The organism is Thermoplasmata archaeon, assembly GCA_038874435.1.
Classification (GTDB): domain Archaea; phylum Thermoplasmatota; class Thermoplasmata; order Lutacidiplasmatales; family SKW197; genus SKW197.
The window spans coordinates 1-15619 of sequence record JAVZCK010000029.1 but is presented as its reverse complement, the minus strand read 5'-3'; the positions used below and the strand labels follow the sequence as shown (position 1 = coordinate 15619).

11 protein-coding genes are annotated in these 15619 nt (G+C 41.7%); 6 read left to right on the top strand and 5 right to left on the bottom strand.

Annotation, left to right across the window (positions count from 1 at the left end; all coding sequences use genetic code 11):
* The first annotated feature begins 326 nt into the window (after positions 1-326).
* The 3 genes from QXD64_08290 (at position 327) to QXD64_08280 (ending at position 6730) form a co-directional block, all read left to right on the top strand.
* Positions 327-4214 carry a NosD domain-containing protein gene (locus tag QXD64_08290; protein ID MEM3397306.1) on the top strand — a complete coding sequence of 1296 codons (3888 nt, stop codon included), beginning with the start codon at positions 327-329 and terminating at the stop codon, positions 4212-4214.
* Positions 4215-4320: 106 nt separating this feature from the next.
* Entirely contained in the window at positions 4321-5868 is a 1548-nt protein-coding gene (gene ftcD, locus QXD64_08285) for a glutamate formimidoyltransferase (GenBank protein MEM3397305.1), read from the top strand.
* Positions 5852-6730, top strand: coding sequence for a cation diffusion facilitator family transporter (locus QXD64_08280; GenBank protein ID MEM3397304.1), 879 nt, complete (start codon positions 5852-5854; stop codon positions 6728-6730). Before ftcD ends, QXD64_08280 begins: the two co-directional genes overlap by 17 nt.
* A gap of 70 nt (positions 6731-6800) precedes the next feature.
* Here QXD64_08280 and QXD64_08275 read toward each other — a convergent pair whose 3' ends face one another.
* Both QXD64_08275 and QXD64_08270 read right to left on the bottom strand, forming a co-directional pair.
* A complete protein-coding gene (locus QXD64_08275; protein MEM3397303.1) occupies positions 6801-7667 on the bottom strand; it encodes a hypothetical protein in 867 nt (288 codons plus the stop codon).
* A 200-nt stretch (positions 7668-7867) separates the two neighbouring features.
* Positions 7868-9088, bottom strand: a complete 1221-nt coding sequence (locus tag QXD64_08270; GenBank protein MEM3397302.1) for an NAD(P)/FAD-dependent oxidoreductase — start codon at positions 9086-9088, stop codon at positions 7868-7870.
* Positions 9089-9192: 104 nt separating this feature from the next.
* Between QXD64_08270 and QXD64_08265 the strand changes: the two genes are divergently transcribed.
* A complete protein-coding gene (locus QXD64_08265; protein MEM3397301.1) occupies positions 9193-9693 on the top strand; it encodes a hypothetical protein in 501 nt (166 codons plus the stop codon).
* Positions 9686-10129 (top strand): hypothetical protein, encoded by a 444-nt coding sequence (locus QXD64_08260; protein MEM3397300.1) that lies wholly within the window; start codon positions 9686-9688, stop codon positions 10127-10129. Before QXD64_08265 ends, QXD64_08260 begins: the two co-directional genes overlap by 8 nt.
* On the opposite strand, the gene QXD64_08255 is transcribed toward QXD64_08260, so the two are convergent.
* The 3 genes from QXD64_08255 to QXD64_08245 form a co-directional block, all read right to left on the bottom strand.
* Positions 10116-10529, bottom strand: a complete 414-nt coding sequence (locus tag QXD64_08255; GenBank protein MEM3397299.1) for a DUF296 domain-containing protein — start codon at positions 10527-10529, stop codon at positions 10116-10118. The genes QXD64_08260 and QXD64_08255 overlap by 14 nt on opposite strands.
* 157 nt (positions 10530-10686) lie before the next feature.
* Positions 10687-11655 (bottom strand): hypothetical protein, encoded by a 969-nt coding sequence (locus tag QXD64_08250; GenBank protein ID MEM3397298.1) that lies wholly within the window; start codon positions 11653-11655, stop codon positions 10687-10689.
* Positions 11656-11677: 22 nt separating this feature from the next.
* Entirely contained in the window at positions 11678-11806 is a 129-nt protein-coding gene (locus QXD64_08245) for a hypothetical protein (protein MEM3397297.1), read from the bottom strand.
* 341 nt (positions 11807-12147) lie between these two features.
* Here QXD64_08245 and QXD64_08240 point away from each other — a divergent pair, with 341 nt between their 5' ends.
* Positions 12148-15483, top strand: coding sequence for a DNA polymerase II large subunit (locus QXD64_08240; protein ID MEM3397296.1), 3336 nt, complete (start codon positions 12148-12150; stop codon positions 15481-15483).
* The last annotated feature ends 136 nt before the right edge of the window (positions 15484-15619 follow it).

Below are 15619 nucleotides of genomic sequence, written 5' to 3'. Positions count from 1 at the left end.
ATATCAAAGGGATTAATAAAACTTTCGGTGCGCTCATGGAAAATTGCATACTGGCAAGACGGATTTACTCCTGAGGTATCAAAATCTCATTGTGCCTATTACACAATCTTTGGGAAGTTAGTGTGTAATGGCTATTCTTTATGACCCAAAATTAAGTAGTGAAAAATTGTTTCCAACTTTGATGTGTTTGATAAGCTAGACATTTATAAATACAAATATATGATAGTGTCCACCTTCCCAAATCACTTAACTTTTGACAGGCTCGTTTGTTGGAAAAATTAATATTAGAGAATATGTTATTCTGCCTGTATTCGGATGTGGTTTCAATGAAGTTGGAGAGCAAAACTACGAAGAGTTTAGGGCTTAGAAATGGCAGAGACAACACCCGTGGTTTTACAAATGGGCTGACAAATGGATTCACCAACGGGAATGGCTACAGGAATGGGAGAAAATTGAAAGAGAGCAGAAGCCATGGCAAAATTCTGGCAGTATTTGTGCTTGCAATGTTAGTGCTGAGCGTTGTTGCGGTTCTCACATGGGAGAGCAGCAATGCTGGTGCCATCAAAATAGATGGCAGTTTTGAGGACTGGCAAAGTGTGGCAAAGACTCCAAAGGAAAGGGATTTTGGTGTGCCAGAGAACATTGACATTGAGGAGTATGCAACTGCAGAATCTGGTAAGAATGTGGCGTTCTATGCGAAGGTGTATGGCAATTTGCTTGCTGGCGATGGTAGATACATTATTGAGGCACCATCTGATAACCCAGTGTATGTAGCAAATCAGCGAGAAACTGCAATTCCAAATGTAAATGGCAGAGATGTGGCTTATGTGTTTGTGGACACGGACAACAACGCAGCAACTGGCTTCAAGCCATCTCCAAACTTTGCAGTGGGTGCGGACAAAGCAATAGAAATTGTGGGCAAGAACGGAAAGATAGAGGCAAGCAGGGTGCTTACATTTGCAGGTGTGGTGCAGCAGGAGTGGACATGGGTAATAGGCGAGAGTGTGGCTGCAGCCACAAATGGGAAGCAAGTGGAGACCATGGCTGGCAAAAGTATGCTGGGTGTTGGTGAAAATTATGCAGTTTACTTCTACATGATTGACTGGCAGAACATGGAGTGCAAGCTGGAGAATGCATTACGGTGCGAAAATGCCAAAAGCTCAATGTTTAACTTGTATTTGAATGGCTACACAGAGACGAGAACAAAGAATGAGCAAATGGATGTGAAGGAGATCCATACCCCTATACACATAATTGGCGATTTGGATTTTGCAAATCAAGCACAAAATGAGGGTTGGCCTGGTGATGGAAGCCCAACTAACCCTTATGTAATTCAGGGTTATGAGATAGATGCTGGTGGCGGAAGATATTGCATCTGGATTGAGAATACGAATGTGTATTTTGAGATACGAAACTGCACTCTTCATGGTGCGACAGATAGCAGCGTTTTCCCATATGGTTCTGGGGTTGTGCTTCAGGGCGTCCAAAATGGAACAATCGTTGGTAACACTGTGACAGGAAATAACAGAGGAATATATTTCTCGCCTGCTAGTAACAACACTGTCAGAAATAACAATATATTTGCAAACTCACTTTATGGGATATTCTTAGTTTCTTCTAACACCAACATACTCAGAGATAATAATATAACTGACAATATTAATCATGGGATTTATTTGTCGTCTTCAAACTCTAACACGATTGCAGGCAATAATGTTTCTGAGAATTTACAATACGGAATCTATATGCTATCTAGTCAATACAATAACCTCTCGCTTAATACTGTCTGGCACAATTCACTATACGGGATTATTATGGTTGTTTCAAAAAACAACAATCTACTATATAACTGGATACTTAATAATATGGACTATGGTGTGTACATTGCGACTTTATCCAATGGGAATACTGTTCATCATAACAACTTTATTGCCAACAGAGGTGCAGGCAAAGGTGTTTACGGTAACTGCCAAGCATATGACGAGGTGGGTGGCAATTACTGGTATGACAACACAGCTCAGGAAGGCAATTACTGGAGTAACTGGGATGGCAATGGATGGGGAACCGGTTCAGCTTATTCTATTGATGGTTGGACATCAAGTGATTGGTACCCTCTTTCGAAAACAAACTTGCATTTGCCGATTCACATAACCAGTAACAGCGAGTTTACCCCAATGAATGGGGTCGTAGGTGGGACTGGGTCTCTAGATGATCCATACATAATAGAGGGCTGGGAGATCGATGCTCATGGAAAGACATATTCCATTTGGATAGAAAACACAAATGTTTACTTCATAATAAGAGAATGCAATCTCTGGAATGCTACTGATTTAATGAGTGCACCATTCGGCGCGGGCATTGCTCTTCGGGGTGTGCAGAATGGCAAGATAGAAAGCAACAGGTGCAACAATTCTATGTACGGGATATATGTTTATAGCAATACGATGAACTGCCAGATCACCAAGAACGATGTATCAGAAAATATCTGGTTTGGGATTGATATAGATAGCTCTGGGAGTAACACAATAGCAGAGAATAGTGTGTACGGCAACGATGTCCATGGAGTATATCTTTCTTCCGCAAGTGGCAATACAATGGCATGGAATTATGTGAGCAATAATTATAATTACGGCATAGTTTTGGATGCAATGAGTAATAATAACATCATAAGATACAACAAAGTGGATACAAATAAGTATGGAGTGTATATCTACTCCTCAAATTCTAACATCATAATTCATAACTGGTTCAATTACAACAAGAACTATGGAGTTTATATCACATACAGTTCCACTGGTAATGTGATTCACCACAATCATTTCGTCCACAACAATGACCCGGTAAAAGGATACACAGGGAATTGTCAGGCATACGATAGTGTTGGTGGAAATATTTGGTATGACAGTGGAGTATTTAAGGGCAATTACTGGAGTAACTGGGATGGAAATGATTGGGGTACACCTGGGGCTTATCCGATTTATGGTGGTGGAGGTGGGAGCGACTGGTATCCGATCTCTTCACCAAACTTCTACATGCCAATTCATATAACCAACAATGCAGAGTTCACATATCAGAATGGCGTCGTTGCTGGCTCAGGAACTCAAAGTGACCCATATATCATTGAGGGCTGGGAAATAGATGCAGAAGGTGGCACATATTGCATCTGGATTGAGAACACAGATGCTTATTTCGTCATAAGAAACACCACACTGTTGAATGCAACTACGGGTGGAGGTGGGGCATATGGTGTTGGAATTGAGTTGGAAAACGTCCAGAACGGAATAATAGAGAACAACACTTGCACTGGCTTGCAGTATGGAATCTACATGTTTTTGTCTAGATACAACACAGTCACAGGAAATACACTCTCTAACAATTTTGCACACGGCATGTACTTGGAATCTTCAGATTACAATGAAATCAGAGAAAACAGCGCTGCAGGCAATATTGTAGGTGTGTCACTAATTGGGTCCACTTATAATACAGTAATTTACAATAGGGCTGTCGACAATTCCAATTCGGGAATTTATCTCTCCTCTGCAAGCAATAATACCATCGCAAGCAACGATGCTACAAACAATTCGCTCATAGGTATTTGCTTCTTCGATTCAGATTACAACACTATAAGTGAAAACAATGTTTCTAGCAATCAAATACACAAGCATGGCCTTTATCTAAATAATTCACACAACAACACTATAATAAACAATATTGCAGTCGGGAACTCAAATGGCTTCTCTCTCTACAACAATTCAAACGACAATAACATAACAGGTAACAATATCTCCCAGAACTACGAGGGCATATATCTATATGATCATTCATGCAATAACAAAATAACTTACAACTGGTTCTGTAACAATGAGTATTATGCAGTTTACATTCTGTATGGCTCTGCAGGTAACATAATCCATCACAACAACTTCATCGGCAACAACGGTGCGGGTAAGGGTGTTTCCGGAAATTGCCAGGCCTACGATAGCGTGGGCGGGAACTCCTGGTATGACAACGCAGCACAGTTAGGTAACTACTGGAGTAATTGGGACAGCAAAGACAATGGCACTGCAAGTGCTTACCCGATAGATGGCGGTGCTGGTGCGAGTGACTGGTATCCTCTGGGAAGCCCTGTGAGCGAACTATCAGCGCACTTCCTCCTTGCGGTGGTTCTCTGCGTCCTCATCGGACTTGCAGGTGTTCTCCAGAGAAAAAGGTAAATCTATTTTCTATCTTTTTTCAATTTTTCTTTCGCTATTTTTCGTTTCAACCAAGAACCGAATATCCAGCATTTCCTTTAAATACTCCTTCAAATTTCCCATTTTCATGAAGATAGTGGAATGCATCCCAAACATAAGTGAAGGGCAGAGAACTGAAGTGATTGAAGCAGTTGTTGAGGAAGTTCGCAGAACACAGAATGTCCAGTTGTTGGATGTTGAGTCAGATAAAGACCACAACAGAACTGTAATTACATTTATAGGTGAGCCAGAAGCATGTGCAGAGGCAGCGTTTCGTCTCACTAAAAAAGCAGCAGAACTGATTGACCTGAACCAGCACAAGGGTGAGCATCCCAGAATTGGAGCGACCGATGTAATTCCATTCGTTCCAATCATGGGCGTGACAATGGAGGAATGTGTGGCTCTTGCAGAAAAACTTGGCAAAAGAATTGCTGAGGAACTCCAGATTCCTGTTTATCTCTACGAGGATGCAGCTAAAAAACCAGAACGCAAGGATTTGGCAGTTATAAGGAAAGGAGAGTTTGAGGGATTGAAAGTGGAGATAAAGAGGAACCCGGAAAGGGCACCTGATTTTGGAAGACCAGAACTGCATCCGACAGCAGGTGCAACCGTTGTTGGTGCAAGAGTGCCACTGATTGCTTTCAATGTGAACTTGAACACTACCGATGTTGAAATTGCAAAGAAGATTGCAAAAGGAATAAGGTTCAAGAATGGTGGCTACAGATATGTGAAAGCGATGGGTTTTGACATAAAGGAAAAGGGGTATGTCCAGGTTTCTATGAACCTCACGAATTACAAGGGCACTCCTATGTTCAGGGTTTTCGAGACGATAAAGAGCGAGGCAGAAAGGTATGGAACCAGCATAAGAGGAAGCGAAATCATCGGACTTTTGCCGATGGATGCACTCGTTGATTGTGCAGAATATTATCTTCGCCTTACTGATTTCAAGAGAACCCAGATTCTGGAAAACAGAATTTTCGGACTGAAAGAGGACAAATTGATGGAGATGCGATGCAGCAGTTTTGTCGACGAACTCGGTTCAGAAAGCCCTGCACCAGGTGGAGGCAGTGCCTCTGCTTTCTCTTGTGCAATGGGTGCTGCTCTTGTGGCAATGGTTGCACGCCTCACAGTGAAAAAGAAAAAGTATGCAGATGTGAAGGCAAATGTGCAGGAAATAATGAAAAAGGCAGATGCGTTACGCTCAGAGTTCGTTAAACTTGTGGATAAGGATACAGATGCTTTCAATGAAGTGATGAAAGCTGTGAAGATGCCTGAGGAAAAACCAGAGGAGAAGGAGGCAAAGGAGAAGGCATATGCAGAAGCATTGAAAAATGCAATAACTGTGCCTCTCACAACGATGAAACTCGGAATTGAAGTCATGGAGCTTGCAAAATCAATAGCCAGCATTGGTAACAAAAATGCAATCAGTGATGCGGGTTGTGCAGCGCGAATGGCATGTGCTGGCGTGCGTGGGGCATACTACAATGTGCTTGCAAACCTGAAGGAAATAAAGGATACAGAGTTCAGGCAGAAAACACTTGCAGAATGCCAGGCAATTCTGGACAGAATGCATCTGATGCAGGAAATTGAAGATATGGTCGTGAAGGAACTTCTTGGCAATGCAGAGAATCAATAAACTTAAAATTGCAATTCTTCTCACATTTGGAATTTTTCTCGTAGAATTAGCTGGAAGTTTTATCACAAACAGTATGGCATTGTTGAGCGATGCGGTGCACATGCTCACAGATGTAGTGGCATTGGTAATTGCGCTCTCTGCTCTGGTAATTGCGAGGAAGAAGCCAGATTTGAGACGAACATATGGATTGCACAGGGTGGAAATCTTTGCAGCTCTGATAAATGGAATTGCGGTGCTTGTGATTGCCATTTTCATTCTCTACGAGGGCTACGAAAGAATAATTGCAGTAGAACCAGTTGCCTCACTCGAGATGTTGCTGATTGCATTGGTTGGGCTCTGCACAAATGGAGTGGTGCTGAAAGTTCTAGGACATTCGCATGACCTAAATGTGAAAGGTGCCTATCTGCATGTACTTGGAGACCTTCTTTCTTCAGTCGCTGTGGTTTGTGGTGGCATTCTGATGTTTTTCACTGGCATCATGATTATTGACCCCTTGCTCAGCATAATGATAAGCATAATCATAATCTACAGTGCAGGCAAGCTTGTGATGGAAGCAGTGGATGTTTTGCTTGAAAAGGCACCAAAACACATAAACACCGCAAGTTTGCTGGAAGAGATGAAGCAGGTGGATGGAGTCATTGAGGTTCATGATGTTCGACTCTGGAGTGTTTGTTCAGATGTGGCGGCGTTGAGTGCCCATGTAGTGGTTAGAGACATGAAGGTCTCTGAGACAGAGAAAATAATAAAATCGCTGAATGCCCTTCTTGAAAAGCATGGAATTATCCTCACCACATTTCAGATTGAATGCAAGACCTGCGGAAAGGATGTGGTATGTGAAATAGGGCATTGTGAAGAGGATTAGACAATCGAAGGCAGGAAAATCACGCTATAATTATCTTTGAGGATGGCTTAATGCATCTGATTTGCGAACATTATTCTTTCATTTTCGTTGCTGCATATATCCTAGTTGTGCCAATGAGAATAAGTAAAATTCCAATATTTAGAAGTAATACTGTGCCTAGGATCTCCTGAAAAGTAATGACTGTAATACCTAGGATAATTATTGCCAAAATCGTTATAAAGAGAGACATTGCGATATCCACAGCTTTTGAATAACTTTTTTTTGTAAAAGAACTGAAAAATGGATGGTCTATTTTCGAATCCAAAAATGTTGCATTTTTCTCCATTTGTTCAACCAGCTCCAATAGTGATGAGAGATTAGCTTTTAGTGCGCCTTTATCTTCTTCCCAACCAAAAGTGTATAAAATAGCAATACCAGACTCTAGAAGTAATGAGAGAAAACGCTGAGAATTTCTAGCGACAATGCTGTTGAAAGAATCAACGACATTTGGAGTAAATAGACTGTTCATGATATTTTCATTATTTTTTGATTCACTCATCACGAGGTAGTTTGGCGTTGACATATTATAGATGTTCAGAGGACATTTAAATGCTCCAGATAACAGAGGGAGGGTATTCGTAGATGAGATTAGAACTTTATTATCAAATCTAATTTTATGTTCTACTGCATATGCAGTTTTCGCAAGTCCACCCATTCCTTTTCCCACGATTATATGGATAAAGACCCTTCGACCTTTAATCTTTCCTAAAATATTTGGAAAACCATAAGCTGCTATAGTATCTTCCTTTGTAGTTAACCCCAACTCTGTAGCCACCTCATTGAAAATCTTCCAAATCTTTTTCCCCTCTTTTTTTCTGTTAATGGCTTGAAAAATTACTAGACCCCCAAGAAGCCAGCAAACAATGCTAACGAAGATTGCCACCAAAATATCTGACATCACAACTTACCTCCAGGTTTAGTAGACGGCGTATTATCGCACCAGTTTTTTGGGGAATTAATATGTTTTCTCAGTTTGATAGCAGCAGATTTATCATAAGGAAAACATAAATTCATATTAACTACAACACTGTAACGCACACCAATTGTATACTGTGCCACCATATGTGTTTCACTTCCAAAATGTTGCGAAATGCTAAATTACAGGAAATGCTTTGATAGTTTCATTGAATCTACGATTCCAAATCTCTTCAGTATCTTTGACTTCTTTTTCTTTAGCACTCCGAGTGGTGTTTTTCTTGCGGACTTGTGATGGAGCATGGTGGTGAGTGCTTCTTTCAGTTCTTCATCTGTCTTTGCAAGCTTTATAACTGCATCAGCCAATTTATCAGCAAGCTCATGCCCATACAGTGTCTTTGCAATTTTTGTGCTAAATTCAATATCTGCATGGTAAATTTCAGAGAGCACGGTATCTGAATATTCCTTTAGTTTTTCTGGCTTTTCTAGAGTTAATGCCTCACTTAGAAGTGTTGCAGCCAGCCGCGCAGAACGGATTGAGTTGTAGATGCCATGATAGGAAAGCGGGTCAGTGAGTCCTCCTGCTTCACCGACAAGCACATACCGCTTGCCATAAAGTTCTGGCAGCACCTCAGTGGGCACAATACCCGCGAAGATGTATCGCTTATCGAATTTCTTTGGTTGAGCCCCTTTCATCCTTTCTTTCATTCTCTCATGCTTGGAGATGAAATTGTTCAGCTTTGTGATAACTTCTTTGTTCAGCTGGAGAGCATAGGTACCAATTGTGACACCATTTTTCTTCGGGAATACCCAGGTATAGCCATAGCCCGCATACCTACTGTCAAAATAAAATTCAACTGCGTTACCAAATCGCTCCTCAACTATCTTTGATGGCAATTGAAACTCATATTGAAACATGTAAATGTGCGGTGGTAAAGTTTTACCGAAAAATTTCATGAGCAGAGAGTTCATCCCGAACGCGCCGACGCAGTACTTTGCCTTTATGATTTCAGTACCAACCTGGAGAGCGACATGTTTTTCCTTGAACTCCACCTTCTTCACTTCGGCATTGTATCTAACTTCTGCACCTGCATCTGCAGCCAGGTCCCTGAGATACTGATGGTATTCTGATGGATAGACAAGAGCACCTGGATATTTGTTCAGGTTCAACTTGAGTTCAGTGCCCGTGTAACTGTATAGTTTCCCTATGTCTGCAACTCTTTCAATCACTTTTTTGTCTATCGGTTCCAGTTCTCTTGCAGCATAGTTTATGTAGCCAGCACAGGGTTTGTAGCTTTTCTCTGCCCTTCTTTCTAGCACCACTACCTTATGGCCTTCCTTCGCAAATCGCTTTGCAAATGTTGCACCTGCAACGCCACCACCAATTACTGCGACCTCGTACATCGGGAGAGAGAGAACAACAAAATATTTGAATTTAACCACGGCATTATAGGGTGAGTCAACCCTATACTAACGCTTTTATAGCTTGTCCCATTATCTGTTTTTGCATGGAGAATACGGCAAATCAGGCGGTCAGTGTGATCATACTTTTCCTCATAGCATCAATTGGGCTTTTCTATTTAGGGAGCACCACACAGAATTACCTTGACATGGTTGAGACCTCAATGAATTTTGACCTTAAAGTCAGAGGTATTCTTTTTGACCAGTATTCAGATAATCTCGCAGAAATAACTGTGCTGTTCCTGATAGATAATCAAAATTCACCAAAGGAAGTTGTGCTCTTCACGAGCGTGGCCCTCCAACTTTTGCTTGGAGATTCCATGAAACTCGGAAGTCACAGCTACAACTATTCAATCCCACCACACACAATGATTGTTGGCAGATGGAGTTTTCTACTGAATAACTCAACCGAAATTGCGACAGTCAAAATGCTGATTGAAACAGAAACACCTGTTATGCTAAAAATGACTGTCTCTGCAGTTCTCACAGAGTTTAAAAAAGTGCTCTATGTAAACAAGGTAGAGGGGGTGGAAATCCAGTATGCTTGATTATCTCAGGAATTTCAGAAAAGGAGTGTGGGTATTCCTAAGTGCGTTGCTTGTTGCTCTCTTCGTGGCAAGTGTTGCAATCACCATGTTCATCTCCCATGCATACATGTTCAAAAATGTGTGCACATTCCCAGTAAAAATTTTCGGCGGTGAAGCATTTGCAATATTTGTTGCTTCTCTGCTAGGTGGATTTGCACTGGCAATCTCGAATCCAAACTATGATGCAAAGGGTTTACTGGGAATTGTAGCAATTTCAGTTTTTCTCACATACCTCATAATCTTTCTGATAATTGCACTCCCGCAAATCCTGTATCAGTTCGAGGTATCTGCGGACTTCTGGTACGGCAACATTGGCAAGATTTTTCTTACTCTACCCATCCTTGCTTTCGGAGAGTTTGCTGCAGTGTTTCTATATCATGTGCTCACTGGTGAATGACAAGCTCCATGAGCCCTGTTTTTTGGTTCTTAACTCTTCCCAGTTTGACTTTCTCCAACCTCTGTATAAAAATTTCGTTGAGAATGCATGTTGTGGCTGAGAACAAATGCCCGCCAATCAGTTCATGCTTTTCGTTTGCCAGCGATGCATGGATATGTAAAATCCCATCCGCAATCGTGCCCTTCATTGAGACAAGTTCATGTGGTGTTGCGTACTTCTTTTTGTGGTACTCTTTGCCATCAAAATAACCAAGCTCAAAGTCCCTCAGCATTCCTATACCTGCAAGAATCACTGCTGATGAGATTCGCTCAGCTTTCACAAACTTCTCAAGGACTTCAAACAGGTTTTCTTCATCGTCAACCTTGAGGACATAGTAGTTACCTTCGTTTCCATAGTGCATGAAAGTCAGAAGGAAAAGGGGTAAATAAAGGATTGTGGAGGTAATTAGTGCGTCGCAATAAATTGTGTACGGAAAATTGTCTAATCGCATTCTCATTTTATTTCACGAGTTCTTTAGCGATTGCTAATTTCAAGGAGCTCTCTCTGCGTTTCCTGAACTAGTGCACCTTTTTTCTTATTGAGCGCCATACTATCTCAATGCCAATAATTGCACCTATAGAGATCAACACAACACCAACGCATAACATTGTGGTTCTGGTGGTTCTCATGACGCCATTTTCGTCAAGATTTATATTTATTTTCTCTCTCTGGGTAAGTGGAAATGGTTTGGCTGCAGGATAAAAGTCCATGATATATTCTGAAGCACCTGGTGGGCTGTATGGGACATCTACAACTCCATCTTTGTTCGTATCTGGTTGTGTCCAGCATGACCAGTAATTACCAATACCTGAACAGTTGATGTAGTGCGGCCCCTCGCTGATTGCGGAAATCATTCCCCCGGTGTTATTCCATTCCTTACCAATGTAAAAATTGTTTCTATAAATCGCATTACCTTCCCCTACTCTCACACTCCCATAATAAATGTGTCCTCCATCACCAAACTCCATTAAAATAAAGGTGTTATCAGAAACTTTTGGACAGTTAACAAACTCAACACATGGGCTAGGACAATAAAAAGTACAGTTCACAACAGTAGCATGGTCTAACTGCACCATGCCTCCTTGAAATGTGCAATTCTCAATTCTGCAATTTGGACAATTCTTTAAATAGAAACCAGCAGATGAATAACCATGGACATATATCACGCAGTTCCTGATGATGAAGTGGAATCCCACATTCATTATTTCTATCGGGTCGTAAAAAACACTTGGAGAAACACCAAAGCCCACATAGCGTTCCTTTTCTAGTATTACGAAATTTTCAATAATTTTCGGATTATCCATCGTGCCATTACCCGGGAATTTTTCCCATGCAGAATCTGCAGCGCCATATATCTTCAAACCAATCAACGGAGGGTACGGTAAATTCTGATACCTTGTATCAACGGCTCCAAGAAAAACAAAGAAAAGTCCATAAAAAATTAAAATAAAAAGTATAACAATTGTAACAATTTTTTTCAGTTTCATAGAGAACTCACTCCTTTGATTGCTAGCTCATCCATGCATTTGTATTTATGCTATCATTCGCTGCATTCCCTGTCGGTATTTGAGACACAGAGCACCAGAATGGTGCGAAAAGCACTATTCCAATTTCGAATACTCTCCATTTTGTGCCCATTTTTCTCAACAATAATAAGAAAACAAATCATATATATATCGCAAGTTTTCACAGTTTGAATCATAAATTCTGACACATTCTGGATTGTTTGATGAAAAATTATTCCAGTAATTTCAATTAATTACAGACCATATGCTCAAATTGTGCAATCATAAATTGACTATAATATAGTAGAACAGCCGCCCCTGAGAATGCGGACAGAGAAGCCACACACTGCCAGCATTCTTTCCGATACCCTTAAAAAGCAGTAATTTATTTCCGAAATTGTCCTGTGATGAGAAGAGGGTCAGCTGAAAAAATGATGACCCCTATGAGTGCTGAGGATAAATGCCAGGTGAAGTATGGGCAGAGACTATTATAGGAATGTGGAAAAGTATTTCGAGGACCTGGAAAATGCTGCGAAGAAGTGCTATGAGATTGGGAACTCCGCTAGAAAACTGGGTTTAGACCCTGCGCCAGAGGTTGAGATTCCCACTGCATCTGACCTTGCAGAGAGAGTGGAGCAACTCCTGAGAAACTATGATGTGAAAGGCGTTGCTGAGAGAATCAAACAACTGAGCAAAGACAACAGCAGGGAAAGTGTAGCCTTACTAATTGCCCAGGAAATTGCAGAGAGTTCAAAAGGTTCACGAGAGGAAGCAATGGAGAAGGCAATCCGTGTGGGAATTGCTGTGCTGACTGAAGGTATTCTTGTAGCGCCACTGGAAGGAATTTCAAAAGTAAAGATAATGCAAAACCACGATGGTTCAGAATACGCTGCAGTGTTTTACGCTGGCCCGATAAGAAGTGCAGGCGGTACTGCCACAGCGATGAGTGTGCTGATTGCAGATGTGGTTAGAAGAAAATTAGGGTTAGGAAGATACATCCCCACTGAAGATGAGATTGAAAGATACAAAGAGGAGGTGCCACTTTACAAACGAGCGCAGCATCTTCAGTATACGCCAACTCCTCAGGAAATTGAAACAATTGTAAGGAATTGTCCGATTTGTATAGATGGTGAACCAACTGAAAAGGATTATACTGTCTCAAAAAAAGGGCTTAAAAGATTTGAAACTGATTATGTTAGAGGTGGTGCATGTCTAGTGATTGCAGAGGGGCTCTGCCTTAAAGCTGCCAAACTCAAGAAGCACATTGATAAACTGAAAATTGATGGCTGGGAGTTTCTCAATACTCTGATAAAAGTGGAGAAAGATGCAGGTAAAATTGAGCCGTCAGAAAAATACATCAAGGAGATTGTAGGTGGAAGACCAATCTTTTCGCACCCGAGCAGGAAAGGCGGTTTTCGGCTCAGATACGGAAGGACAAGAACAACTGGCATTGCGGCCCTTGCTGTGAATCCAGTTTCAATGCACATTGTAAACGACTTTATCGCGATAGGAACACAACTAAAAATTGAGAGACCTGGCAAAGCCGCAGCCCTTACACCTTGCGACCTTGCAGAAGGGCCAATGGTTTTGCTCACAGATGGGAGTTTTATTCAGCTAAATGACCTGAAGGATTATCTAGCATTGAATGAGAAAATAGTGAAGATAGTAGACCTTGGTGAAATTCTAGTACCATTTGGTGAGTTTTTTGAAAACAACCATCCGTTGATGCCAGGCACTTATGCATTTGAGTGGTGGATTCAAGAGGTGCTTGAAAAAACACAGGACTACAAACCCCAAGAACTTCTAGATTTGACGCCAGAGGACGCATTCAGATTGAGCCAGAAATACGATGTACCTCTCTCTCCTGCCTACAATCTTTTCTGGCATGATGTAAATGTGAAAGAAATCAACACGCTTTCTGAATATGTAGAGAAAAATGGGAAGTTTGAGAATGGGAAGCTTAAACTTCCACACAATCCAGAAATAAAGGAAATTCTTTTGAAACTGGGGGCATTACATACTGTGACTGGTGGAAACTGTGTGCTGGACCGCTATGGGTATGCTCTTGTGCGTTGTCTCGGTCTTGAAGTGAAAGAAGGAGAAATTGTGCGGAGGGTTGCACTCCAGCAGGATGCTCAGGAGCCAGTTTCTTATGTTTCTCTGCTAGCAGGTGTGAAAATCAAGGCAAAATCACCGACGAGAATCGGGACAAGAATGGCAAGGCCTGAGAAGGCATCTGAACGGAAGATGTCACCACCAGTAAGGGTGTTGTTCCCGATTGGCACGGAAGGTGGAACCCAGCGATTGTTTAACGATGTGGAGAAGGACCGAATTGTGGTTGACATTGAAATCAGGGTCTGCGAAAAATGTAAGACGAAACAGCCATTGCCCGTTTGTGCAAACTGTGGTGGGAAAACAAAGACCACGGGAACACATGGACACTTGGAGATAAACATCCACCAACTTCTCGAGGCAGCAAAGAAAAAAATAGGGGGCTGTCCATCAGGCATAAAACTAAAAGGGGTTATCGGCCTTGTCTCAAAAAACAAAACACCAGAGATTATTGAAAAAGGTTTACTCCGTGCAATTCATAATGTGTATGTATTTAGAGATGGAACTGTTAGGTATGATATGACAGACATTCCGCTCACACACTTCAAGCTCCGTGAAATTGGACTCTCAATTGAGAAAGCAAGAGAACTTGGTTACACAAAAGATTATACAGGTAAGGAAATTGTAAACGAAGAACAAATTATTGAGTTGTTACCACAGGACATAGTGCCATCATCCAAGTGCGGAGATTACCTTGTTAAGGTCGCTGGCTTCATAGATGACCTACTGGAGAAGGTCTACAATCTGCCAAGGTTTTACAATGTGAAAACAAGGGAAGACCTCATTGGGCATCTTGTTGTCGGGCTCGCACCCCATACATCTGTGGGTGTATTAGGCAGAATAATTGGTTATACTGATGTAGATGCCTGCTATGCCCATCCATACTACCACGCAGCAAAGCGGAGAAATTGTGATGGAGATGAGGATTCGGTGATGCTGCTCATGGACGCATTGCTCAATTTCTCATTTTCCTACCTACCAGTTACAAGAGGAGGTTTGATGGATGCACCGCTTGTGCTTACCACAAGAATAAAGCCAGACGAAATCGACAAAGAAGTGCTCAACATGGATACTTACTTTGTGCCACCCCTTGCCCTCTACCGCGCAGCAGAGCGATTCGAGCATCCGAAGAAGCTGGAGATTGAGAATGTTGGTAGGCGAGTCGGAACTGGAGAAGAATACTGCAATCTTGGCTTCGTGTTTGATACCACGGACATCAGTGCAGGGCCTAGAACAACAAGATACAAGACACTCGAGACGATGTGGGACAAGGTTATGAACACGATTGAGCTTTATGAGAAGCTTGCAGGCATCGATTTACCAGATGGTGTGAGAAGGGTGATAGAGTATCATTTCATGCCAGATATTGCTGGGAATCTGAAAAAATTCACAACGCAGGGATTCCGGTGTCCAAAGTGCGGCGAAAAATATAGAAGAATGACACTCACAGGCAAGTGTACAAAAGTTACAAACGGTGAAAAATGTGATGGACTCTTGATCTTCACAGTAAGTGAAGGAAGCGTGAAGAAGTATCTACAACTCGTTCAGGAATTGATGAACAAATTCCCAACAGATCAATATCTTTCCCAGCGTTTCAAGCTTGTGGATGAAGCAATTTATTCTATTTTCGGAAAAGGGATAAATGAGGCGAGTGGTCAGGAGAAGGAATGCAAAGTTGGGTTGGACAAATTTATGTGAGCCATCACCCGGGTCATAAAGAATAGCCATTACAAATCTTTATTTGGGAGAGGCATATAAAAACCTCCTTGGGTAGAAAGGAAGCATTCGCGGTGTGTCCCATTTGGAGCAAGATGGGACACCCTCTCTTTTCTAA